Raw genomic sequence first — 22933 nt, 5'->3', positions numbered from 1 at the left:
TCCCGGCCATGGCCGCCCGAACAGCGGACGGCGGGCCGGGACGTTCGCGGGACACGGCGTTCGGCGGAGCAAGGCGGTCAGCGGGCCGGGGTGGGTCGGGTCCGGCCGGGGTGGGTCGGGTCCGGCCGGGGTGGGTCGGGTCCGGCCGGGGTGGGTCGGGGCGGGTCAGCTCAGGACCGCGAGCGCGTCGATCTCGATGAGCAGGCCCGCGGGAAGACCGACGTAGACCGTCGTGCGGGCCGAGGGGGCCTCCTTCAGGTTCTGCTCGGCGAAGTAGGCGTTGTAGATCTCGTTCATCTCCGCGAAGTGGTCCACGTCGGTCAGGTAGACGCGCATCATCATCACGTCGTCCCAGCTCGCGCCGCCCTCCTCCAGGATCGCCTTGACGTTGGCGAAGGTCTGGAGGGTCTGCTCGCGCAGGGTGGGGCCGGCCGGGGTGGGGGCCTGGCCCTCCACGGCGGGGAGGAAGCCGACCTGGCCGGCGACCTGGAGGATGTTCCCCTTCCTCACGCCGTGCGAGAACTTCGCCGGCGGCGTGGTGTGGGTGGAGGGGGTGAGGGCGGTCTTCTCGGTCATGGGTGATCAGACTTTCTTGGGTCGGGTGGTACCGGAGTACTCCCGGCTGATGGTCTCGGCCGTGCGCCGGACCAGCGGGAGCAGGGTGAGGAGTTCCTCGGCCGTGACGACCACGTTCGGTGCGGACACGGACATGGCCGCGACGACCCGCCCGTCCGCGCCGCGGATGGGGGCGCCGATGCAGTTGATGGACTCCTCGTGGCCGCCGAGGTCGGTGGCCCAGCCCTGTTCGCGGACGACGGCCAGCTCCTTGAGGAACGCGGCCGCGTCGGGCGTCGAACGGGACGTGTACAGGGGGTAGTCGAGCTTCTCGGCGATGGCGCGCCGCTCGGGCTCGGGGAGGTCGGCCAGCAGCAGCTTGGCGACGGCGGCGACGGTGATCGCCACGGGCTTGCCGATCCGGGAGTACATCCGGACCGGGTAGCGGCTCTCGACCTTGTCGATGTAGAGGACTTCCTGTTCCTCGTACACGGCGAGGTGGACGGTGTGCCCGCACCGGTCGTTCAGCGCGACCAGGTGGGAGTGGGCGATCTCGCGTACGTCCAGGTTCTCGACGGCCTCCTGCGCGAGGGCGAACAGCCGGGCGCCGAGGCGGTAGCGCTGGTCCTCCTGGCGGTAGACGAGGCCGTGCTCGTGGAGCGTACGCAGCAGGCGCAGCGCCGTGGACTTGTGGACGCCGAGCCGCTCGGCGACCTGGCCGAGGTCGGCGGGTCCCCGGGCGAGCAGCGGCAGGATGCTCAGCGCCCGGTCGACGGTCTGGCTCATGGTGTACGTACCTCCTCGGGGGCCCGGCCGGCCGAGGTCCAGCCGGGGGCGAGACGAAGTCTCCCCCAGGCGTCGTCGTCGAGGGCGACGAGGCGGTCGGCGTGGTCGCGGGCGGGCGGTGCGGTGAGGTCGCCGGGGACGGTGAGGACGGCGGCGGCCATGAGGTGCCCGTGCCGGCCCCGGTCCCGGACGGGCAGTCCGCGCAGGGTGGCGGAGAGGAACCCGGCGGCGAACGCGTCCCCGGCCCCGACGGCGGCGACGACGTCGACGTGGAGGCCGGGGACACGGGTGACGGTGTCGCCGCCTCCAGCCCCTCCGGTGCGGGAGGAGCGGGCTCCCGAGAACACCGTCGCGCCTCTGCTCCCCCGCTTCACGACCACCGCGGAAGGCTCCGGCAGCGCCGCCCGGATCGCCTCCGCGCCCACGATCCCCCACGCCTCCTCCGCCTCGTCCTCTCCGACGAAGACCAGGTCGGCCCGGCGGGCCAGCTCCAGCAGTACGGAGGCGTCCGCGTCGGACCCGTGCCACAGCCTCGGCCGGTGGTTCACGTCGAACGACACCAGCGGCCGGCCGGCGCGCGGAGCCGTCGCCTCCCGCAGCAGGGCGAGGCAGTCGGCCGACAGCGCGGCCGTGATCCCGGACAGGTGCAGGACGCGGCCCGCGAAGAGGTCGTCGCGCGGAACGTTCTCCGGGGACATCGCGGACGCCGCCGACCCCGCCCGGTAGTAGGCGACCTCGTGCGTGGCGGTGCCCCGGTCGGCGGCCGTGCGGAAGTAGATCCCGGTCGGGCGGGCCGGATCGCGGCGGACGGCCGAGGTGTCGACCCCGTAGGACGCGATGGTCTCGACGAGGTGGTCGCCGAAGCCGTCCGCGCCGACCCGGCCGACCCAGGCCGCCCGGTGCCCGGCGGCGGCCAGGGCGCAGGCCACGTTGGACTCGGCCCCGCCGATCCCGCGCCCGAAGGAGGGCACGTCGGCGAGGCGGCCGGGCTGCGAGGGCAGGAACGTCACCATGGACTCACCGAGACAGACGACGTCGGTGGTCGCGGCGGCTGAGACCGTCCCTGCTGCGGGTCCGGACACGGGAGGGCTCCTCGCTGATCGGTGTACGGGGCGGAGGTCACCATTGACCGGGCATCGGCTCGGATGTTAGACAGCCTTGAGCGATATACGCAATGGGTGTTGCATATGGTGCAACAAACTTCGAGGAGTCCCCCTTGGCAGCCGAACGCCCCACCGGCCACACCCCCGCCCCCTCCCCCGCCTCCCTGGCGGCCGGCCTGGCCGACGAACGGCTCGACCACCGCTTCAAGGCGCTGCCCCCGGACGCCGAGGGCCTGACCGTCGGCACCCTGGCGGCCGAGCGGCGCAACCTCTTCACCGGCGGGTTCACCACCCCCGTGCTCGCGCTCTCCGCCGAGTCGGTCGCACACAACCTCGACCTGCTGGAGACGTACGCCGAGCGCCACGGCCTCGCGTTCGCCCCGCACGGCAAGACGTCCATGTCCCCGCAGCTCTTCGCCGAGCAGCTCGGACGCGGCGCGTGGGGCATCACGGCCGCCGTGCCGCACCAGGCGCGGGTCTACCGGGCGTACGGCATCGGGCGGATCTTCCTCGCCAACGAGCTGGTCGACGCGGTGGCCCTGCGCTGGCTGGCCGGCGAGATGGCGGCCGACCCGTCGTTCCGCTTCGTCTGCTACGTCGACTCCGTGCGCGGCGTCGAGCTGATGGAGGCGGCCCTGGGCGCGGCGGGCGCCACCCGCCCGGTCGACGTGGTCGTGGAGCTGGGCGCGGGCGAGGGGGCGCGCACCGGGGTCCGCACCGAGACCGACTGCGCGGCGGTGGCCGACGCGGTGGCGGCGGCCGGATCGCTGCGGCTGGTGGGCGTCGCCGGGTACGAGGGCGAGGTGCCGGAGGCCGATCCCGACCGGGTACGGGCATGGCTGCGCCGCCTCGTCGCGCTGGCGGCCGGGTTCGACGCGGACGGGCGGTTCGCCGGGGCCGAGGAGATCGTGATCAGCGCGGGCGGCAGCGCCTGGTTCGACGCGGTCGCGGACGTCTTCGCGGAGATCCCCGAACTGAGCCTGCCTGTATGCAAGTTGCTGCGTTCCGGAGCGTACGTCTCGCACGACGACGGGCACTACAAGCACCTCACCCCGTTCAACCGGGTCCCGGAGGAGGGTGCGCTGGAGCCCGCCTTCCGCCTCTGGGCGCAGGTCGTCTCGCGCCCCTCCGGCGAGCAGGCGTTCCTGAACGCGGGCAAGCGCGACGCGGCGTACGACCTGCATCTGCCCGAGGCGCAGGTGATCCGCTCCGGCCGGGACGGCTCGGTGCGGCCGGCCGCCGGGGTCACGGTCACCGGCCTGTCCGACCAGCACACCTGGGTGCGTACGGAGGAAGGGGCGGAGCTGGAGGTGGGCGACTGGGTCGGCATGGGCCTCTCGCACCCCTGCACCAGCTTCGACAAGTGGCAGCTGATCCCGCGGGTCGAGGCGGACGGCACGGTCACCGACTACATCCGGACGTTCTTCTAGAACCGCCGGGCGGCACCGCCCCCGCCCCTGCTTCCTCCCTCCGCTTCCCCATCATGAAAGGCGGCCCATGGACCTCGTCCTGCGTGGCGCGCTCGTCGTCGACGGCACCGGGGGCCCCTCCTACCGCGCCGATGTGGCCCTCGACGGCGGACGTCTGGCCGAGGTCCACGCCGAGGGCTCCCCCGGCCCCCGCCCCACCGCCGCCCGGACCGTGGACGCGGACGGCCTCGCGCTCGCCCCCGGCTTCATCGACATGCACGCCCACAGCGATCTGGCACTGCTGCGCGACCCGGACCACAGCGCGAAGGCGGCGCAGGGCGTCACGCTCGAAGTCCTGGGCCAGGACGGGCTGTCGTACGCCCCGGTGGACGACCGCACGCTCGCCGAGGTCCGCCGCTCCATCTCCGGCTGGAACGGCGACGGCTCCGACATCGACTTCGACTGGCGTACGGTCGGCGGCTATCTGGACCGGCTCGACCGGAACTTCGGCGGCCAGGGCATCGCGGTCAACGCCGCCTATCTGATCCCGCAGGGCACGGTCCGGATGTACGCGCTCGGCTGGGAGGACCGGCCCGCCACCGACGCCGAACTGACCCGGATGCGGGAGCTGGTGGACCAGGGTATGCGCGAGGGCGCGGTCGGCATGTCCTCGGGCCTGACCTACACGCCGGGCATGTACGCGGACGACGCCGAACTCACCGAGTTGTGCCGGGTGGTGGCCCACCACGGCGGCTACTACTGCCCGCACCACCGCAGTTACGGGGCGGGGGCGCTGGAGGCGTACGCGGAGATGGTGCGGCTGACCCGGCGGGCCGGCTGCGCGCTCCATCTCGCCCACGCCACCATGAACTTCGGCGTGAACAGGGGCCGGGCGCCGGACCTCCTCGCGCTGCTCGACGACGCACTGGCGGCCGGGTCCGACATCTCGCTCGACACCTACCCGTACACGCCGGGCTGCACCACGCTGGTGGCCATGCTGCCGAGCTGGGCGAGCGAGGGCGGACCCGAATCGGTCCTGGCCCGGCTCGGGGAGCCTTCGAGCGCGGAGAAGATCCGGCACCACCTGGAGGTCCGGGGCTCGGACGGCTGCCACGGGGTGCCGATCGCGTGGGACACCATCGAGATCTCCGGCGTCGGCGCGCCCCATCTGGCCGCGTACGTGGGCCGTACGGTGGCCGAGTCGGCGGCGCTGCGGGGCGAGGAGCCATGGGTGACCGCGCGGCGGCTGCTGAGCGAGGACCGGCTCGGGACGACGATCCTCCAGCACGTGGGCCACGAGGAGAACGTCCGGCAGATCATGCGCCACCCCGCGCACACCGGCGGCAGCGACGGCATCCTCCGGGGCGACAAGCCGCACCCGCGCGCGTACGGCACGTTCCCGCACTATCTGGGCCGGTACGCACGGGAGTTGGGCATCCTCTCGCTGGAGGAGTGCGTGGCCCACCTGACCTCGCGCCCGGCCGCCCGGCTGCGGCTCGCGGACCGGGGGCTGGTGCGCGAGGGGTACCGCGCGGACCTGGTGCTGTTCGACCCGGAGACGGTGGCGGCGGGCTCCACGTTCGAGGAGCCGCGCACGCTGCCGGTGGGCATTCCGCACGTCCTGATCGACGGCCGCTTCGTCATCGAGGACGGGAAGCGGACATCGGTACTGGCGGGCCGGGCGATCCGGGGAGCGGGCGCGGCGAGGGCCGGGTCCGGGGCCGTCTGAGGACGCACCGGGGAGCGGGGCCGGGGCCGCAAGGGGGGACCGGCCGAGGTCGCATGACGGGTACCTCCGGTGATGCCGAGGCCGGAGGTCTTCCGGCTTCGGCCCGCGCGGGCCCGCGCGGGCCTGCGCAGCCGCCGGGCCGTCACAAGAATCCGTGACCGGCCGGGGGCTACGCCCGGCCGTACCCCAGGCCCACCACCGGCTCGGCGACCGGCTCGGCGGGCGGCTCCGTCACGGTGGAGTCCGCGCCCCGGTAGATGTGGTCACGCCCCCACCGCCCCAACGGCTCCAGCGCCGCGTTCAGCGAGAGGCCCAGCGGGGTGAGCGAATACTCCACGCGCGGCGGCACCTCGGCGTACACCTCCCGGTGCACGATGCCGTCGTCCTCCAACTCCCTGAGGTGGGAGCTGAGCACCTTCTCCGTCACGCCGGGCACGGCCCGGCGCAGCTCGCCGAAGCGGCAGACCCGCTCGTTGAGCGCCCACAAGATGAGCACCTTCCACTTGCCGCCGATCACGTCCATCGCCGCGTCGATCCCGCAGACGAAGGCCCCCGGCCGCCGTACGATCCGCATCGCCACCCCTCCCACCTGGTCGCTCACCGTGAGGTAACCACCCACTCCATAGTGGGTACTTGTCGCTCCCGGCGCCGTCGACCAGCCTAATCGCCATGCCTGATCACACCGTCGCTTCCTCCGCTCCCGCCCCTCTCACCCTGCTCGGCCTCGGCGCGATGGGCGCCGCGCTCGCCCGTACCTGGCTCGCCGCCGGGCACCCCCTGACCGTCTGGAACCGCAGCCCCGGCCGTACCGCCGAACTCGCCGCCGCGGGCGCGCGGGTGGCCTCCACCGCCGCGGAGGCGGTGGCCGCGAGCCCGCTCGTCGTCACCTGCCTCCTGGACGACGCCTCGGTCCGGGAGGCCCTGGCCGACGCCGACCTCACGGGCAAGGACCTCGTCGACCTCACCACCTCCACCCCGGCCGAGTCGCGCGCCCGCGCGGCCTGGGCGAACGAGCGCGGCGCGCGCTTCCTGGACGGCGGCATCATGGCCGTGCCGCCGATGATCGGGGCGCCGGAGGCCGGCGGTTACGTCTTCTACAGCGGCTCCCCCGAGGTCTTCGACGCCCACCGCGCGGTCCTGGCCGTGCCCGCTGCCACCCGGTACGTCGGTGCCGATCCGGGTCTCGCCGCGCTCCAGGACGTGGCGCTGCTCAGCGCGATGACCGCCATGTTCGCCGGGGCCCGGCACGCGGCGGCGCTGGTGGCGGACGCGGAGATCGACCGGAAGGCGTTCGGCGTGCTGGTGGCGGACTGGCTCGTGGCGATGGCCCCGGCGACGGCGGCGTACGCGGGCGGCCCGGCGCCCGAGGACCCCACCAGCGCGGCCGTGGCGGAGGCCGGTGACGCGGCGCTGCTCCGTACGGCCCGCGAGCAGGGCGTGGACACGGCGCTGCTGATCGCGTCGGCGGGGGCGGTGGAGGGCATGTAGCGGAGGGGGCGCGCCCGGCCGGGCAGGTCCCGACCCCGCGCGCCCTGCCCCGCGCGACGGACAGGTCCCGACCCCGCGCGGCCGGGCGGGTCCACCGGGCCTCGGTCCGGGGACCGAGGCCCTCCGGACGGCCAGGTCCGTCTCCGGCCGGAGGCACGCCGGCGCCCCGGCTGCGTACGGTCGGCGTATGACACTCGATCTCGACGCCTACTTCGCCCGCATCGGCTGGACCGGGGAGCCCCGTCCCACGCTGGAGGTGCTGCGGTCCGTGCACCGCGCCCATCTGCTCGGCATCCCGTTCGAGAACCTGGAACCCGTCCTCGGCTCCGCGCCGTCGCTGGCCCTCGACGACCTGGAGGCGAAACTCGTACGCGGGGGGCGCGGCGGGTACTGCTACGAGCAGAACACCCTCCTCTCCGCGGTGCTGCGGCAGATCGGCTTCACCGTGACGCCGCTGGCCGCTCGCGTGGTGCTGGGCGCCGCGCCGGGCGACGTCCGGCCGCGTACGCACATGCTCATGCGGGTCGACGTGGCCGGGGAGCCGCACCCGTACCTGGCGGACGTCGGCTTCGGCGCGGTCGGCTCGCTGCTGGAGCCGATCGAGCTGGTGGAGGGCGCCGAACTCTTCGACGCGCCGCGCCACCACCGCCTCGTCCACGCGCCGCACGACGGCCCGCTGCCGCTGTGGGAGCTCCAGCTGGAGAAGGGCGGGGCGTGGGAGCCGCAGTACACGTTCACCCTGGAGCCGTGGGAACAGCCGGACTACGAGGTGATCAACTGGTTCATCGCGACGCACCCGCGCTCCCCGTTCCGGCAGGCGGTGTACGCGCAGCGCACCCGCGCCGGCAGCCACCTCGCGCTGTCCGGGGCCGACCTGGTGGAGACGGCCGACGACGGCACGGTCACGGAACGGATGCTGAAGGACGGCGACGAGGTGCTCCGGGTCCTGGCGGACGACTTCGGCCTCCGCCTCCCGGAGGGCGCCCGCCTGCCGGAGTGACGGCGGCCCGGCGTCCAGGGCGTCACGGCCGCCGTGCGGCATCCGCAGCGCGCGGAAGCCGGGCCGAGGCCCTTCTTCCGGCCCCCGCGTGGCGCATCTCACCCCTGGGGGCCGTCCACGCGTCCAATCCAAGCCGCGACGCCGCCCCGACCGGGCGATCCCACGGTCCGGGGCGGCGGCGGGCATGGCGATGGAAGACGGGGCGGCCCTGGAGACGGGACCCGGAGGGGGTGCACCCGGAGCAACCCCCGCGCACCCCGCGAAACGCCGCCGTAAGCTCGCGGCCATGCAGGTCATCCAGTCCACGAAGCTCGCCAATGTCTGTTACGAGATCCGGGGTCCCGTGCTGGAGGAGGCGATGCGGCTGGAAGCGGCCGGTCAGCGCATCCTCAAGCTGAACACGGGCAATCCCGCCGCGTTCGGGTTCGAGTGCCCGCCGGAGATCCTGGAAGACATCCTGCGCAACGTGGCGGGCGCGCACGGCTACGGCGACGCGAAGGGCCTGCTGTCGGCGCGCCGCGCGGTGACGCAGCACTACCAGACCAAGGGGATCGACCTCGACGTCGAGGACGTCTACCTCGGCAACGGCGTCTCCGAGCTGATCCAGATGTCGATGCAGGCCCTGCTGAACGACGGCGACGAAGTGCTCGTACCCGCCCCCGACTATCCGCTGTGGACCGCCTCGGTCTCGCTGGCGGGCGGGACGGCCGTGCACTACCGGTGCGACGAGCGGTCCGACTGGATGCCGGACCTCGCGGACATCGAGCGGAAGATCACCGACCGCACCAAGGCCCTGGTGATCATCAACCCGAACAATCCGACCGGCGCGGTGTACGACGACGAGATGCTGCGCGGTCTCACCGAGATCGCCCGCCGGCACAACCTGATCGTCTGCTCCGACGAGATCTACGACCGCATCCTCTACGACGGCGCGACCCACACCCCGACGGCGGCGCTCGCCCCGGACCTCATGGTGCTGACGTTCAACGGGCTCTCCAAGAACTACCGGGTGGCCGGCTACCGCTCCGGCTGGATGGCCGTCTGCGGTCCCAAGGCGCACGCCACCTCGTACATCGAGGGTCTGACGATCCTGGCCAACATGCGGCTGTGCGCGAACATGCCCTCGCAGCACGCGGTGGCCACCGCGCTCGGCGGGCGGCAGTCGATCGAGGACCTGGTGCTGCCGGGCGGCCGGATCCTGGAGCAGCGGGACACGGCGTACGAGCTGCTGACCTCGATCCCCGGCGTGACCTGCGTGAAGCCGAAGGGGGCGCTGTACCTCTTCCCCCGGCTCGACCCGGCGGTCTACAAGATCAAGGACGACCGGCAGATGGTGCTGGACCTGCTGCGGGCCGAGAAGATCATGGTCGTGCAGGGCACCGGCTTCAACTGGCCGGAGCCCGATCACTTCCGGATCGTCACGCTGCCGACGGTCGAGGATCTGACGGACGCCGTGACCAGGATCGGGAACTTCCTGGACGGCTACGGACAGCCGTAGCCCCGCCGCCCCTCCTGCCCTGCTCCGCCACGGCCGGGCCCATCCCGCCCACACCCTCCTCCGGATGGCGCACAACTTTAGACTCATTCCAATGTAGGATGGGGCTACGCACCATCGGGAGGCCATCCATGTACGAGCCGATCCGCAGCCCCTCGGTCCACACGCCGGCCGACGACGCGGACTTTCCGCACCGCAGCCGTGAGGAGGAGCTGGACATCCAGCTCGCCGGGCGTCTGGCCGCGCTCCTCGCGGTCACCGACGAGCTGGGCCTCGGCACGGCGGGCGACCTCATCGCCGAGCAGGTGGCCCGGCTGCGCGGCGCCCCGCCCGCCCGGCACGCCGGGCTGACCGACGCCGCCCCCGCGGAGCTCCACCGCCGCGCCCACGCCCTCGCGGGCCGCGCGCTGGTGGTGGCCGCGTCCCGCGCCGACACCGCCGCGGCCATCCTCTCCGCCGAGCGGATGGACGCCCACGCGGCGGCCCTCGCCGACCCCGCCCCCTCCGGGCAGCTGGTCGGCGCCCACTGACGGCCCCGGTCCGCATGCCGCACAGGGCGTGCGGACCGGGCGCCACGGCTCGTGAGCGCACCGGCCGGGGCCGGTCGCGGGCTGCGCCGGCCCCGACCGGTCGAGAGCGCCCCGGACCACCGCGTACCGGCGCGCCCCGGCCACGTACACCGGGGCGGCCCCGCCCCGTACCCGCGTGACCCCACCCCGTACCCGCGTGACCCCGCCGCGTGCCGGAGTGACTCCGTTGCGTACTGGGATGGCCCCTTCATCTGCCGTCCACCCAACTCGGCCCGGAATGTGGGTTTCCGCGAGCACGCTGCGCGGGTGAGACGCATCCTGGGAATCGTCCTGGCGGTCCTGCTGGTCGCCGGTGTGGCCGCGGCCGTCGCGCTGGGCCGGGACAGCAAGGGCGGCAACGGCACGGCCACGACGACCGTGCGCGGGGTGATCGGGTCGGAGAAGGCGGAGTTCTTCTCCGACCCCGACACCGTGAAGGCCCTCGCGGCCAAGGGGTTCGCCGTCCACACGGAGACCTCCGGGTCCTGGGCGATGGACCGACTGCCGCTGGAGGGTTACGACTTCGCCTTCCCCGGCTCCGGGGCCCCGGCCGACGAGCTGAGCCGGAAAGCCGGGGCGCGGGGCGGCCCGCTGCGCCCGTTCTACTCACCGCTGGTCGTGGTGGCCCACCGCACCGCGGCCGAGGTCCTCGCGGCCAACGGGCTGGCCCGGCTGCGCGCCGAGGACGGATCGCCGTGGACCACGCAGGGGACGCTCCTCATGGGCCCGTATCTCGCGGCCGCCGAGGACGACCGCACCTGGCAGCAGCTCAAGGGGGCATCCGGGCATGCCGAGTTGAGCGGCACGGTGTTCATCACGAGCACCGACCCGGTCACGTCCAACTCGGGCGCCCTCTATCTCGCCGCCGCCTCGTACGTCGCCGAGGGCGGCCGGGTCGCCGCCGACGGGAAGGCCGTGGAGCGCACCGCGCCCCTGCTGCGCAAGCTCGTCCAGGTGCAGGGCGCTCAGCAGACGAGCACCGACGCGCCGTTCCGCGACTTCGTCAGCGGGGTCGGCAACCCCCTCGTCCTGGTCTACGAGTCGCAGGTGGCCTCACTCCTGATGGGTGGTCAGCGCCAGGAGGTGGGCGACCTGGTCGTGCTCTACCCGGACACCACGGTCTCCAGCGACCACACCCTCGTCCCCCTGACGGACCACGGCCGCGCGCTCGGTGAGCTGCTGTCCACCGATCCGCGGCTGCGGGAGCTGGCGGTACGGCACGGTTTCCGGCCCCAGGGCGCGGCGGCCGAGTTCATCGCGGCCACCGCCGACCACACCGCCTACATCGACCAGCGGCTGACCGGCGTACGCCAGGCGCCCGTGCCGACCGCGGAGGTACTGCGCTCGATGGCCCGCCGAGCCCGCGACTGAGACCGGTGCGGGGCCGGTGCGGGGCCGACCCGTCCCGCACACCCCTACCCCGCTCCACCCCGTCCCTTACCACCCCGTGCCGCTCCTGACCCGGCACCCGCCGCCACCCGGCCCGTGCACCGCCTCGGGCCCCTCTCGCGGTTTCCCCTCCGGCCCGCCCGCACCCCGACCCGTTTCCGTGGCCCCGACCGGCGCTTCTCCCGGCGGTGGGCCCGCCCTCGCAGCACAGGAGACCGTCACCATGAATCAGGACGCCGGCCCCCAGGACGCCAGGCCGCGGAACACCCCGCCGCCATGGGACCCCCGACTGCCGCTCGACTCTCCGCGCCCGCCGCTCGACCCGCCGACCACCCCGCTCGTGCTCACCCCGCCCGCCCCCGTCGCCCCGATCCGCGCCGAGCAGGCGGTCGGGCTCGTCCCGGTGGCGGAGGCCGTGCGCACCGACATGCTGCGGCGCGCCGAGGAGTACGTGGAGGGCCTCGCCGGACTCGACGCCCGTTCCCCCGAGTTCGGCGCGCGGGTGGGTGAGATCGCCGCGCTCGGGCAGGGCGACATCCGCGCCGCGGCCCAGCAGTCCAACCGGATGCTGGAGCGCACCGTCCGCTCGCTCGCCTCCGGTGAGGGCGACGCCCCGGCCCGTGTGGGCTCGTCGCTGGTCGAGCTGCGCCGCACCGTGGAGGAGCTCGACCCGCGCGACACACCGGGGCGCGGGGCGCGCCGGCTGCTCTCCCGGCTGCCGGGCGGGCGCAGACTGCGCGACCACGTGGCGACGTACGCGTCCGCCAAGGGGACGTTGGACCGGATCGTCGGCGCCCTCCGCAGCGGGCAGGACGAACTGCTGCGCGACAACGCCGCGTTGCACACCGAACGCTCCCGTCTGTGGGACACCCTGGGCAAGCTCCAGGAGTACGCGGTGCTCACGGAGGCCCTGGACGGCGTCGTGGAGCGGCGCGTCGCGGACGCCGAGGCGGCGGGCGACCCGGCACGGGCGGACGCCCTGCGGGCCGACGTGCTCTTCCCCGTACGGCAGAAGCACCAGGACCTGCTGACCCAGATCGCGGTCTGCGCCCAGGGATACCTGGCGATGGACGTCGTGCGGCGCAACAACGACGAGCTGGTCAAGGGTGTCGACCGGGCGGCCACCACGACCGTGTCCGCGCTGCGGATCGCGGTGATGCTGGCGTCGGCGCTGGAGCACCAGCGCCGGGTGACCGAACAGGTACAGGTGCTGCGCTCGACCACCGAGGGCCTGATCCGGGGCAACTCGGAGATGCTCGGCACACAGAGCGGCGAGATCCAGCGGATCGCGGCCGACCCGGCGGTCGACGTCGAGACCCTGCGCACCGCGTTCGGCCAGATCTACGCCACGCTCGACGCGATCGACACCTACAAGGCGCGGGCGACCGCGACCATGGCGGCCACGGTGGAATCGCTGTCCGCCGAACTCCGGCACGCCGGGGACCGGTTGGCACGCAGCCGTACGACGACGGACCAGGCGGCGGCCGGGGGGCTCCTCTCATGAGCGACCGACGCGGCCCCCGACGGCGACCGGCACCCACGAGCGGCCTTCCCCGTACGGGACGGCGGCCGGCACACCCGAGCGACCGTCCCGGCGGCGGCCCCACGAGCGACCGTCCCGGCGGCGGGCGGTGGCGGGCACGTACGAGCGACCGCCGGCCGGATCGCGCCCGCCGCCGCACCCTCGTCCCCCTGCTGGCTCTCGCCCTGCTGCTCCCGCTCGTCGCCTGCACGGCGGGCGACCGGGGCGGCGGCCGGGACTCCGCGAAGGACGGCTCCGGCGACGGGCGAGCGCGCGCGAACACCGTCCGGGTCCTGGCATCCAGCGAACTCGTCGACATGAAGCCCCTGTTCGAGCAGGCGCGGAAGGCGACCGGGATCACGGTGCGGCCCACCTGGGCGGGCACGCTGGACGCGGTCGAGCAGGTGGCGTCCGGCACGGCGGACCGGGCGTTCGACGCGGTGTGGCTGTCGTCCAACGACTATCTGCGGCTGGACCCGGAGGCCGCCCGCCGGATCGCCTCCGAGACCCCGCTGATGGCCTCCCCGGTCGCCCTCGGGGTACGGCCCGCCACAGTGCGGCGACTCGGCTGGGACCCGCGGGCGGTCAGCTGGGCGCAGGTCCACCGGGCGGTCGAAGCCGGGGACCTGACGTACGGGATGACCGACCCGAGCCGCTCCAACTCCGGCTTCGCCGCGCTCGTCTCGGTGGCCTCCGGGCTCTCCGGCGCTCAGGCGGCGCTCACCGACGCCGACGTCCGCAGGGCCTCGCCGAGACTGAAGGAGTTCTTCGCGGGGCAGCGGCTGACCTCCGGTTCCTCGGGCTGGCTTGCCTCCGCGTACACCCGGCGCCCCACCGTGGACGCGCTGATCAACTACGAGTCGGTGCTGCTGTCGCTGAACCGGGACGACGGGGCCGGGCTGACGGTGATCCGCCCGCGTGACGGGGTGGTGACCGCCGACTACCCGCTGAGCGCGCTCGCCTCGGCCACGCCGGAGGCCCGCGACGCCGTGCGGACGCTGACCGAGCACTTCCGGTCCACCGGGGTGCAGCGGGAGATCACGGCGCGGACGCTGCGCCGGCCGGTGGTCGCCGCCGCGCGCCCCGCCGATCCGCTCTCGCCCGAGCAGCGCCGCGAACTGCCCTTCCCCGGCTCGCGGTCCGTCGCGGACGGGCTGCTGTCCTCGTACGAGCACCGGCTGCGGCGCCCGTCGCGGACCGTGTACGTGCTGGACACCTCCGGATCGATGGAGGGCCGCCGGCTGGCGCAGCTGACGTCCGCGCTGACGGGGCTGACCGGAGACTTCCGGCAGCGTGAAGAGGTGACGCTGCTGCCGTTCGGGTCCACGGTCAAGCGGGTCCGCACGCACACCGTCGACCCGGCGGACCCGCAGGCGGCCCCGGCGGCGATCCGGGCGGACGCGGCGGCGCTGACCGCCGAGGGCGACACGGCGATCTACTCGTCGCTGGCGGCGGCCTACGACCGCCTGGGTCCGGACACCGAGTCCGCGTTCACCTCCATCGTGCTGATGACGGACGGCGAGAACACGGCGGGCCGGTCGGCGGCGGAGTTCGCGGCGTTCTACCGGGCGCTGCCCGAGGCGCGGCGGGCCACCCCGGTGTTCCCGGTCGTGTTCGGCGACTCGGACCGCTCGGAGCTGGAGTCGATCGCCGCGCTGACCGGCGGCCGGCTGTTCGACGGGACGAAGGAGGAGGGGCCCGGCTCCCTGGACGGGGCGTTCGAGGAGATCCGTGGCTACCAGTAGGGACACGGCGGGCGGGAGGGCCGGGGCGCCCCGAGGCGTGGTGGCCCGCGCGGTCGGCTATCTGGAGTCGGCCCGGAACCTGACCGGCAGCGTGGCGGCCCTCGGCGGCCTCGCCCTCACCTTCGCCGGGTTCGCCGGCGCGTACTGGCCGGTCGTGGTCGGCGGGCTGTACGGGGCGGGCGCACTGCTCGCCCCGCCGCGCCGGCCGCCCGCCCCGGCGTTCGACGACCCGTCGTCGCGGGTCGAGGAGGTGCGGGCCGATCTGGTGACACTGCGGGCGTACCTGGCCGGGGTGGACCTGCCGCCCGCCGCGACGGAACGGCTCGCCGCGCTGACCGCCCTGCTGGAAGGGCTGCTGGCCCCCGGCTGGGCGTCCGAGGCGCTGGCGGCCGACCCGGAGGGCCTGCACGTGGTGGCGCGGGCGGTGCGCCGCGACGTTCCGGAGTCCGTCGACACGTATCTGCGGACCCGGTGGTGGACGCGGCTCGCGCCGGGGGCGCGGTCGCCGGAGGAGGAGTTGGAGCGGCAGGTGGCGCTGTTGCACGGGGAGGCACAGGGTCAGGTGGACGGGCTGCGCGAGGCGGAGGAGTCGCGCCAGCGCTCCCACACGAGATACCTGGAGGACCGGGGCGCCGGCGCGGCGGCACCGGACGGGGAGGGGCCCCGGCAGGCCCGGCACCCTGAGGCACGCAAGGCGCCCCCGGAGCCGTGAGGCACGGAATCGGCCCCCGCGCCGTGAGGCACGGAAGGCGCCCCGGCACCGTGAGAGACGGACGCGGCCCCCGGAACCGTGAGGGGGTTCCGGGGGCCAGGAGGGTGTCCTTGGTCGGGGACGGCCCTCCGGGGCCGTCGGCGACGACAGGCCCCGTACCGCGGCGGGTCGTTCGGCCCCACAGGTCAGGGCGGATGTCCGATGGACCCGGCCGCGGGGTTCGGTGGGGTGCCGGGGTCAGCCCAGGCGCTCGACGAGCGCGTGGTACTCGTCCCACAGCTCCTTGGGCGTGTGGTCGCCGAAGGTGTTGAGGTGCTCGGGGACCAGGGCGGCCTCCTCGCGCCAGACCTCCTTGTCGACCGTCAGGAGGAAGTCGAGGTCGGCCTCGGCCAGGTCCAGGCCCTCGGTGTCGAGCGCGCCCTTGGCCGGCAGGATGCCGATCGGGGTCTCGACGCCCTCGGCCCTGCCCTCCAGGCGCTCCACGATCCACTTGAGGACGCGGCTGTTCTCACCGAAGCCGGGCCACACGAACTTGCCCGCGTCGTTCTTGCGGAACCAGTTCACGTAGTAGATCTTCGGCAGCTTCGCCTGGTCCTTGTCGGCGCCGACCTTGACCCAGTGGTTCATGTAGTCGCCCATGTTGTAGCCGCAGAAGGGCAGCATGGCGAACGGGTCGCGGCGCAGCTCGCCGACCTTGCCCTCGGCGGCGGCGGTCTTCTCGGAGGCGACGTTGGCCCCGAGGAAGACGCCGTGCTGCCAGTCGAAGGACTCGGTGACCAGCGGTACGGCGGAGGCGCGGCGGCCGCCGAAGAGGATCGCGGAGATCGGCACGCCCTTGGGGTCCTCCCACTCGGGCGCGATGATCGGGCACTGTCCGGCGGGGACGGTGAAGCGGGCGTTGGGGTGGGCGGCGGGAGTGCCGGACTCGGGGGTCCAGTCGTTGCCCTTCCAGTCCGTGAGGTGCGCGGGCTGCTCCTCGGTCATGCCCTCCCACCAGACATCGCCGTCGTCCGTCAGCGCGACGTTGGTGAAGACGGAGTTGCCCCACATGGTCTTCATGGCGTTGGCATTGGTGTGCTCGCCGGTGCCGGGCGCGACGCCGAAGAAGCCGGCCTCGGGGTTGATCGCGTAGAGGCGGCCGTCCTCACCGAACCGCATCCAGGCGATGTCGTCGCCGATGGTCTCCACGGTCCAGCCGGGGACGGTCGGCTCCAGCATGGCGAGGTTGGTCTTGCCGCAGGCCGAGGGGAAGGCGGCGGCGACGTACGTGGCCTCACCGCGCGGCGGGGTGAGCTTCAGGATGAGCATGTGCTCGGCGAGCCAGCCCTCGTCGCGGGCCATGACGGAGGCGATGCGCAGGGCGTAGCACTTCTTGCCGAGCAGGGCGTTGCCGCCGTAGCCGGAGCCGTAGGACCAGATCTCGCGGTCCTCGGGGAAGTGCGAGATGTACTTGGTGGTGTTGCACGGCCACGGGACGTCCTCCTGGCCCTCCTCCAGGGGGGCGCCGAGCGTGTGGACGGCCTTCACGAAGAAGCCGTCCTCGCCCAGCTCGTCCAGGACGGCCTGGCCCATACGGGTCATGGTGCGCATGGAGACGGCGACGTACGCGGAGTCGGTGATCTCGACGCCGATCGCGGAGAGCGGCGAGCCGACGGGGCCCATGCAGAAGGGCACGACGTACATGGTGCGGCCGCGCATGGAGCCGCGGAAGACGCCGTCCTCACCGGTGAAGATCTCCCGCATCTCGGCGGGGTCCTTCCAGTGGTTGGTGGGTCCGGCGTCCTTCTCCTCCCGCGAGCAGATGAACGTACGGTCCTCGACGCGGGCGACGTCGCTGGGGTCGGACGCGGCGTAGTACGAGTTGGGCCGCTTGATCTCGTCCAGCTTGGTGAACGTGCCCTTGGCGACGAGCTCCCCGCACAGGCGCTCGTACTCGGCCTCGGAACCGTCGCACCAGACCACCCGGTCCGGCTGGGTGATGGCTGCGATCTCGTCGACCCAGGAGATCAGCTCCTGGTGGTGGGTGGGGACAGTGAGGGGAGCCGCGATGTCGCGCGCCACGATCGCTCCTTGTTGAGGGTGTCAGTTGTTGGGCCCCGTGGGGGCTGCGACCCGGATGCTTCGTACCCTTCGAAATCCCCTGGCGCTCATCCGGTGCCGACTGCACTCATTTGATCATCCAGTTCTTCCGCCCATATGTCCAGGGGGCCGCACACGTGAGCATCGCCACTCATTTACGCCCCATATCCGCTACCTACGGTGGCGTAGGTAGCATGCGAGGCATGACTGACGCTGCCGCTGACGCCGCGACCCAGGGACCCGTCGTCCTCGACCCCACCCCCGTCAAACCGCGGATGCGCGGCTGGCTGCACGCCGGCATGTTCCCGGCGGTCCTGGTCGCCGGCATCACCCTGATCGCGCTGACCGACAGCACGAGGGGCCGCATCGCCTGCACCGTCTACGTCCTCAGCGCGTGCCTGCTGTTCGGGGTCAGCGCCGTGTACCACCGCGGCACGTGGGGGCCGCGCGGCGAGGCGGTGCTCCGCCGCCTGGACCACGCGAACATCTTCCTGATCATCGCGGGCACCTACACCCCGCTGACGCTGCTCCTGCTGCCCGAGTCCACCGGCCGCCCGCTGCTCTGGGCGGTCTGGGCGGCAGCGGCGGCGGGCATCGCGTTCCGGGTGTTCTGGGTCGGCGCGCCGCGCTGGCTCTACACCCCGTGCTACATCGCGATGGGCTGGGCGGCGGTCTTCTTCCTGCCGGACTTCATGCGCACGGGCGGCATCGCGGTGCTGGTGCTCGTCGTGGTGGGAGGACTGCTCTACAGCGTGGGCGGCGTGATCTACGGCCTCAAGAAGCCGAACCCGTCGCCGCGCTGGTTCGGCTTCCACGAGGTCTTCCACTCGCTGACGCTGGCGGCGTTCATAGCGCACTACGTGGGCATCTCGCTGGTGGCGTACCAGCACGGGTGACCCGCCCCACGGGTCACCGACCACCGGCGGGCGACCGCCCCACGGATTACGGATGAGGGGCCGGCCGCACGCGGCGACCGGCCCCTCACCGCTGTCCGCGACGGCGCTCAGCCCCCGAGCTTGGCCGCCAACTCCCCCGCGTCCGTGGTCGGCGCGTCGCACACGAAGTGCCGGCAGACGTACGCGGTCGGCTCCCCGCCCACCGGCGGCCGGTCCACCAGCAACGGGAACTCGGCCCCCGCCCCCGGCCCCTCACCGGCCGCGACCACCGCGCCGGGGGCCCGCCCGAGCAGCGCCGTACGGTGCAGCTCCCCGCCGACCGGCCCGGCCACGGCCACCTCGCGGGGCCCGTCCAGCAACGCCTCGGCCACCGCGAGCCCCCAGCCCACGAACCGGGGGACGCGCGGCCCCAGCGCCTTCACCACGCCGAGCGCGCCCTCGGCGGCGGTGCGGTGGGGCTCGGACCCGGTGTACGCGGCGTACGAGAGCAGCGCCCCCGCGGCGGCCGTCCACCCGGACGGGGTGGCGCTGTCGGTCGGATCCTGGGGCCGCCGGATGAGCTGCTCGGCGTCATGAGCGGTGTCGAACAACTGACCGCCCTCCCCCGTGAACTGCTCCAGCACGATGTCCAGCAGGAACCCGGCGAACTCCAGCCAGGCGCCCTCCCCCGTCACCGCCGCCAGCGCGAGGAAGCCCTCGGCGACATCGCCGTAGTCCTCCAGCACCCCGGCGTTGTCCCCGGCCCGCCCGTCCTTGGAGGTACGGGTCAGCCGGGCCACCTCGCCCAGGTGCACCCGGACCAGCAGATCGGCGGCCTCGGTGGCCCGCTCCACCAGGTCCGGCCGGCCGAAGTACGCCCCGGTCTCGGCCAGGGCCGCGATGGCGAGCCCGTTCCAGGCGGCGACGACCTTGTCGTCCCGTCCCGGCCGCGGCCGCTGCTCACGCGCCGCCAGCAGCCGGGCCTGTACGGCGGCGACCCGGTCGGCGTCCACGGGCCCCGCGTCCCCCGGCAGCCGCAGCACGGAGGAACCCTCCTCGAAGGTCCCCTCCTCGGTCACCCCGTAGTACGCGGCGGCGAAGGCGGCGTCGTCCTCGCCCAGCACCTCCCTCAACTGCGCGGGTGTCCACACGTAGTAGGCGCCCTCGACGTGCTTGCCGTCGGCGTCCTCGCTGTCGGCGTCCAGCGCGGAGGCGAACCCGCCCTCGGCGGTCCGCAGCTCCCGCACCAGGAAGTCGGCGGTCTCCAGGGCGATCCGCCGCGCCTCGTCCGACCCGGTGGCCCGCCACAGATGGGCGTACACACGGCACAGCAGGGCGTTGTCGTAGAGCATCTTCTCGAAGTGCGGAACGACCCACTCCCGGTCCACGGAATACCGCGCGAAACCCCCGCCGAGCTGGTCGTAGATCCCGCCGCGCGCCATCGCCGTACAGGTGTCGGCGGCCATCTGGAGCGCGCCCTCGGACCCCGTACGGGCGTAGTGCCGCAGCAGGAACTCGACGGCCATGGACGGCGGGAACTTGGGGGCGCCCCCGAACCCGCCGTACTGCTCGTCGTACTCCCGCGTCAGCCCGAGCAGCGCCTGAGCGGCCTCCGACTCCCCCGGCACCCCGTCACCACCGTGGACCAGCGACCGCCCCGCCAGATCCGCCACGATCCGCCCGGCCACCTCGGCGACCTCGTCCCGCCGGTCGTTCCAGGCGGCCGTCACCCCCTCCAACACCTGCCGGAAGGAGGGCGACCCGTGCCGCGCCTCGGGCGGGAAGTAGGTCCCGAAGTAGAACGGCTCCCCGTCCGCCGTGAGGAACACGGTCATCGGCCACCCCCCGTGCCCGGTGGCCGCCTGCACGGCCTCCATGTACACGGCATCGACGTCGGGTCGCTCCTCCCGGTCGACCTTGACGGACACGAAGTGCTCGTTCAGGTACGCGGCGGTCTCGTCGTCCTCGAAGGACTCGTGCGCCATGACGTGGCACCAGTGGCACGCGGAGTAGCCCACCGAAAGCAGAACGGGGACATCACGCCGCCGCGCCTCCTCGAACGCCTCCGGCGCCCACGGCCACCAGTCGACCGGGTTGTCGGCGTGCTGAAGTAGATAAGGCGAGGTCACACCAGCCAACCGGTTCATACGCCCCAGCCTCTCACAGCGTCTGCCGCGACCGGCGAAACACTGACGGGCCCACCCCACTTGGCCGAATTGCACTTATGCGCCATGACATGGTGGGCGGTTCCTTCCCCTCCGAGTCGGGCAGTCCGGCACCTCGGAACAGTAGGCTGACTCCGGCAGCGCCGGACCTGCCGAGGCATCTCGAAGGAGGCACACCATGACCGCCGAGATGGTGGCGCCCGCGTGGATGCATACGCAGATCAGCGCGGGGCAGTACGACTCCTGGTCCGAGGAGCAGTGCGCCGGCATCGAGATCGTGGACGGGATGGTCGTCGTGAGCCCGAGCGTCTCCAAGCGGCACACCCGGCTGGCGCGGATCCTGGCCAACGCCCTGGACGCCACCGCGGGCCCGGACTGGAACGCCGACACGGACGTCGACGTCCGCCTGCACGACGTTCCCCTCACCAACCGCCGCCCGGACGTCATCGTCTACCGGGCAGAAACCATCGACGTCACACCCACCCGCCCCGAGCACGTACTCCTGGTAGTCGAGGTGGTGTCGCCCGGTTCGGAGACCACCGACCGGATCGTGAAGGTGGACCAGTACGCCAAGGCCGGCATCCCCTTCTACTGGCGAATCGAGCAGGCCGCCACCGGTGTCCCGATCGTCTACACCTACGTCCTCGATCCCGCCACCAGGGCTTATCGGGACGGCGAGATGTTCACCGGCACGGTCGGGGCTGCCGTGCCCTTTCCCGTCACTGTGGACCTGGGCGTCATCTGAGATCGCCGGAACATCTCCGGGGTCGCCGTGGACGTTCCGCATGCGCTGCACGGAGGACCGTCGGTCTCGCCACCCAGCGCTCCGATGTGCCGAGCCGTCGCCTCGGCGGCGGAACGGCGGCCACCGGACGAGGCAGGGTCTTCATTCGGGTGATATCGGCGGGGCGGAGCGTTCCTCGGACGGAGTCGTCTCGTTGGGGAATCTGGAATTCTCGAACGACCGCTAACTCCGACCACCATCGGCCGCCGCTCGTCCGAGTCTCCGTGTTGCCTTCGCAGGAACGTATCTGCTGAGGGGTCGCGGGACGGCTCGGGCGCGGCAGCCCCGAGCCCCGACGTGGCCCCCGCCACCGTCACGACGGATACGGACACCGTGAAGAAGCTCATCGCCACCGCACTGTTCGCCGGCGCCTTCGCCGCCGGCACGGCCATGACCGCCCCCGAGGAACTGACCAGCCGCACCTCCGAGTTGCCGGCGGCCGACGCCCTGTACGACCTGCTGGAGGAAAGCCCCTTCGAGGAGGCGCCGTCCGCGCCGCAGATGTAGGCCGCCACTGCGCCCCGGCCGTAGCGCACAGGGACCGTCCAGGTTCCGGTCGGCTCGCGTCCCCGGTGCCCTCCTGAGACCTGGGCCCGCCCGCCTCGGGAACGTGCAGGTCATGCGGGTGTACCGGGGACGGAGACCAGGGCCACGGGAGGCGCGGGCTCCTGGCGTGCGGGCATTGCGGCCCCACGCGGGCCTCCAACACCGAACAACGGCAGAGGAACGGGGAGCGAGGAGAAGGGGTGGGGCGAGGGCAGGAGACCGCGTGACGCGACGGTGACCGGGGAGTCCTGCCGCTGCCCCGGCCTCCCGTTCGGCAGGCCCGTGGCCTCCCTCGATCCCCGCTCTCCCTCTCGGCATCTTGTTCTCCGGCCGACCGCCCCGAGGGCCAAGATCGAGACAGTTTGACGCACCACGGACGACGCGCCCTCACCACGATGATCACCCACCGTACTGACGGAGTCGCGGCCTCCGCCCCGCATGCCCGTCACGCTCGTCCTCATGATCACGCAGAGGACATATGGAGGTCACGCCTCCGACAGAACCATTGAACAGTGCCGCTGTCTTGAACTGGCCATTCACATCAAATCCCATTGCCTCTCCCTACAGCCGCCGTGAAGAGTGGGTCCCGCTTCAGTTCATCCATCCGAGGGGGCAAAGCAATGAAGAACAACGTTCGCAGAATTGGCGCGATCGGTACGGCCGCAGCAGCACTCGCCGGCATTATCGTGCTCGGTGGAGGCACCGCGGCACAGGCGGACACCCGCTGCAACTGGGGCACCATCACCATCAACAGCGGCAGGGGCGCCGAGGCCCCGAGCACGGCGTCCGGCCACCGGCACGACACCGGAAACCACTACGTCAAGTACATCTCCGGCGACCTGGTCGACTGGTGGGCGGACAACAACGGCGGCAGCGACGGGGACACGTGGGACTCGTACTACGGCACGGCCAAGTGCTAGTCTCCCCGATCGGCTAAATCAATTCCCGTGCTGCGGGGGCTTGTTCACCCGCAGCACGGGGC

General features: G+C 73.0%; 20 protein-coding genes. 14 read left to right on the top strand and 6 right to left on the bottom strand.

Translation table 11 applies throughout. From position 1 onward, the window contains the following. Positions 1-165: 165 nt before the first annotated feature. The 3 genes from QFZ71_RS19770 to QFZ71_RS19760 are packed head-to-tail and all read right to left on the bottom strand — an operon-like array spanning position 166 to position 2423. Positions 166-576 (bottom strand): RidA family protein, encoded by a 411-nt coding sequence (locus QFZ71_RS19770; RefSeq protein WP_307669512.1) that lies wholly within the window; start codon positions 574-576, stop codon positions 166-168. Between the two features lie 6 nt (positions 577-582). Then, entirely contained in the window at positions 583-1341 is a 759-nt protein-coding gene (locus QFZ71_RS19765) for an IclR family transcriptional regulator (protein ID WP_307669511.1), read from the bottom strand. Then, positions 1338-2423, bottom strand: a complete 1086-nt coding sequence (locus QFZ71_RS19760) for a sugar kinase (RefSeq protein ID WP_307669510.1) — start codon at positions 2421-2423, stop codon at positions 1338-1340. Before QFZ71_RS19760 ends, QFZ71_RS19765 begins: the two co-directional genes overlap by 4 nt. A gap of 134 nt (positions 2424-2557) precedes the next feature. Between QFZ71_RS19760 and QFZ71_RS19755 the strand changes: the two genes are divergently transcribed. Both QFZ71_RS19755 and QFZ71_RS19750 read left to right on the top strand, forming a co-directional pair. Then, positions 2558-3874, top strand: a complete 1317-nt coding sequence (locus tag QFZ71_RS19755; protein WP_307669509.1) for an alanine racemase — start codon at positions 2558-2560, stop codon at positions 3872-3874. 67 nt (positions 3875-3941) lie between these two features. Further along, positions 3942-5582 (top strand): amidohydrolase family protein, encoded by a 1641-nt coding sequence (locus QFZ71_RS19750; RefSeq protein WP_307669508.1) that lies wholly within the window; start codon positions 3942-3944, stop codon positions 5580-5582. A 169-nt stretch (positions 5583-5751) separates the two neighbouring features. Here QFZ71_RS19750 and QFZ71_RS19745 read toward each other — a convergent pair whose 3' ends face one another. Then, a complete protein-coding gene (locus QFZ71_RS19745) occupies positions 5752-6156 on the bottom strand; it encodes a helix-turn-helix domain-containing protein (RefSeq protein ID WP_307671520.1) in 405 nt (134 codons plus the stop codon). Between the two features lie 95 nt (positions 6157-6251). Between QFZ71_RS19745 and QFZ71_RS19740 the strand changes: the two genes are divergently transcribed. The 8 genes from QFZ71_RS19740 to QFZ71_RS19705 all read left to right on the top strand — a co-directional run bounded on the left by QFZ71_RS19740 (position 6252) and on the right by QFZ71_RS19705 (position 15502). Next, a complete protein-coding gene (locus QFZ71_RS19740) occupies positions 6252-7070 on the top strand; it encodes an NAD(P)-dependent oxidoreductase (RefSeq protein WP_307669507.1) in 819 nt (272 codons plus the stop codon). A 187-nt stretch (positions 7071-7257) separates the two neighbouring features. Further along, positions 7258-8070 (top strand): arylamine N-acetyltransferase, encoded by an 813-nt coding sequence (locus tag QFZ71_RS19735; protein WP_307669506.1) that lies wholly within the window; start codon positions 7258-7260, stop codon positions 8068-8070. A 286-nt stretch (positions 8071-8356) separates the two neighbouring features. Beyond that, positions 8357-9568, top strand: coding sequence for a pyridoxal phosphate-dependent aminotransferase (locus QFZ71_RS19730; protein ID WP_307669505.1), 1212 nt, complete (start codon positions 8357-8359; stop codon positions 9566-9568). Between the two features lie 128 nt (positions 9569-9696). After that, entirely contained in the window at positions 9697-10095 is a 399-nt protein-coding gene (locus QFZ71_RS19725; protein WP_307669504.1) for a hypothetical protein, read from the top strand. 318 nt (positions 10096-10413) lie between these two features. Continuing rightward, positions 10414-11505: a hypothetical protein gene (locus QFZ71_RS19720; RefSeq protein ID WP_373465201.1), complete on the top strand. Its 1092-nt coding sequence runs from the start codon at positions 10414-10416 to the stop codon at positions 11503-11505. Positions 11506-11746: 241 nt separating this feature from the next. Continuing rightward, positions 11747-13027, top strand: coding sequence for a toxic anion resistance protein (locus QFZ71_RS19715; protein ID WP_307669502.1), 1281 nt, complete (start codon positions 11747-11749; stop codon positions 13025-13027). Then, the gene (locus QFZ71_RS19710; RefSeq protein WP_307669501.1) at positions 13024-14790 is read left to right on the top strand and encodes a VWA domain-containing protein; all 1767 of its coding nucleotides are present in this window, start codon (positions 13024-13026) and stop codon (positions 14788-14790) included. The genes QFZ71_RS19715 and QFZ71_RS19710 overlap by 4 nt, the downstream gene beginning before the upstream one ends. Before the next feature lie 37 nt (positions 14791-14827). After that, complete coding sequence (locus QFZ71_RS19705) at positions 14828-15502, top strand: hypothetical protein (protein ID WP_307671519.1); 675 nt, start codon at positions 14828-14830, stop codon at positions 15500-15502. A 237-nt stretch (positions 15503-15739) separates the two neighbouring features. Here QFZ71_RS19705 and QFZ71_RS19700 read toward each other — a convergent pair whose 3' ends face one another. Next, a complete protein-coding gene (locus tag QFZ71_RS19700; RefSeq protein ID WP_307669500.1) occupies positions 15740-17563 on the bottom strand; it encodes a phosphoenolpyruvate carboxykinase (GTP) in 1824 nt (607 codons plus the stop codon). Between the two features lie 221 nt (positions 17564-17784). Between QFZ71_RS19700 and QFZ71_RS19695 the strand changes: the two genes are divergently transcribed. After that, positions 17785-18477 (top strand): hemolysin III family protein, encoded by a 693-nt coding sequence (locus QFZ71_RS19695; protein WP_307669499.1) that lies wholly within the window; start codon positions 17785-17787, stop codon positions 18475-18477. Positions 18478-18584: 107 nt separating this feature from the next. Here QFZ71_RS19695 and QFZ71_RS19690 read toward each other — a convergent pair whose 3' ends face one another. Then, entirely contained in the window at positions 18585-20603 is a 2019-nt protein-coding gene (locus QFZ71_RS19690; RefSeq protein ID WP_307669498.1) for a thioredoxin domain-containing protein, read from the bottom strand. A gap of 196 nt (positions 20604-20799) precedes the next feature. Here QFZ71_RS19690 and QFZ71_RS19685 point away from each other — a divergent pair, with 196 nt between their 5' ends. The 3 genes from QFZ71_RS19685 (at position 20800) to QFZ71_RS19675 (ending at position 22871) form a co-directional block, all read left to right on the top strand. After that, the gene (locus tag QFZ71_RS19685; RefSeq protein ID WP_307669497.1) at positions 20800-21366 is read left to right on the top strand and encodes a Uma2 family endonuclease; all 567 of its coding nucleotides are present in this window, start codon (positions 20800-20802) and stop codon (positions 21364-21366) included. Positions 21367-21738: 372 nt separating this feature from the next. Further along, complete coding sequence (locus tag QFZ71_RS19680) at positions 21739-21912, top strand: hypothetical protein (protein WP_307669496.1); 174 nt, start codon at positions 21739-21741, stop codon at positions 21910-21912. A 659-nt stretch (positions 21913-22571) separates the two neighbouring features. Beyond that, positions 22572-22871: a hypothetical protein gene (locus tag QFZ71_RS19675; RefSeq protein ID WP_307669495.1), complete on the top strand. Its 300-nt coding sequence runs from the start codon at positions 22572-22574 to the stop codon at positions 22869-22871. The last annotated feature ends 62 nt before the right edge of the window (positions 22872-22933 follow it).

The organism is Streptomyces sp. V2I9, from assembly GCF_030817475.1.
Classification (GTDB): Bacteria; Actinomycetota; Actinomycetes; order Streptomycetales; family Streptomycetaceae; genus Streptomyces.
The sequence above is the reverse complement of the archived record's forward strand: the minus strand, read 5'-3'. Positions and strand labels throughout refer to the sequence as shown.

Bases quoted from the DNA above. Each gene is read 5' to 3' on its own strand.
- QFZ71_RS19770 (WP_307669512.1), bottom strand. From the start codon at position 576: ATGACCGAGAAGACCGCCCTCACCCCCTCCACCCACACCACGCCGCCG.
- QFZ71_RS19765 (WP_307669511.1), bottom strand. From the start codon at position 1,341: ATGAGCCAGACCGTCGACCGGGCGCTGAGCATCCTGCCGCTGCTCGCC.
- QFZ71_RS19750 (WP_307669508.1), top strand. From the start codon at position 3,942: ATGGACCTCGTCCTGCGTGGCGCGCTCGTCGTCGACGGCACCGGGGGC.
- QFZ71_RS19745 (WP_307671520.1), bottom strand. From the start codon at position 6,156: ATGCGGATCGTACGGCGGCCGGGGGCCTTCGTCTGCGGGATCGACGCG.
- QFZ71_RS19740 (WP_307669507.1), top strand. From the start codon at position 6,252: ATGCCTGATCACACCGTCGCTTCCTCCGCTCCCGCCCCTCTCACCCTG.
- QFZ71_RS19735 (WP_307669506.1), top strand. From the start codon at position 7,258: ATGACACTCGATCTCGACGCCTACTTCGCCCGCATCGGCTGGACCGGG.
- QFZ71_RS19730 (WP_307669505.1), top strand. From the start codon at position 8,357: ATGCAGGTCATCCAGTCCACGAAGCTCGCCAATGTCTGTTACGAGATC.
- QFZ71_RS19725 (WP_307669504.1), top strand. From the start codon at position 9,697: ATGTACGAGCCGATCCGCAGCCCCTCGGTCCACACGCCGGCCGACGAC.
- QFZ71_RS19715 (WP_307669502.1), top strand. From the start codon at position 11,747: ATGAATCAGGACGCCGGCCCCCAGGACGCCAGGCCGCGGAACACCCCG.
- QFZ71_RS19710 (WP_307669501.1), top strand. From the start codon at position 13,024: ATGAGCGACCGACGCGGCCCCCGACGGCGACCGGCACCCACGAGCGGC.
- QFZ71_RS19695 (WP_307669499.1), top strand. From the start codon at position 17,785: ATGACTGACGCTGCCGCTGACGCCGCGACCCAGGGACCCGTCGTCCTC.
- QFZ71_RS19690 (WP_307669498.1), bottom strand. From the start codon at position 20,603: ATGAACCGGTTGGCTGGTGTGACCTCGCCTTATCTACTTCAGCACGCC.
- QFZ71_RS19685 (WP_307669497.1), top strand. From the start codon at position 20,800: ATGACCGCCGAGATGGTGGCGCCCGCGTGGATGCATACGCAGATCAGC.
- QFZ71_RS19675 (WP_307669495.1), top strand. From the start codon at position 22,572: ATGAAGAACAACGTTCGCAGAATTGGCGCGATCGGTACGGCCGCAGCA.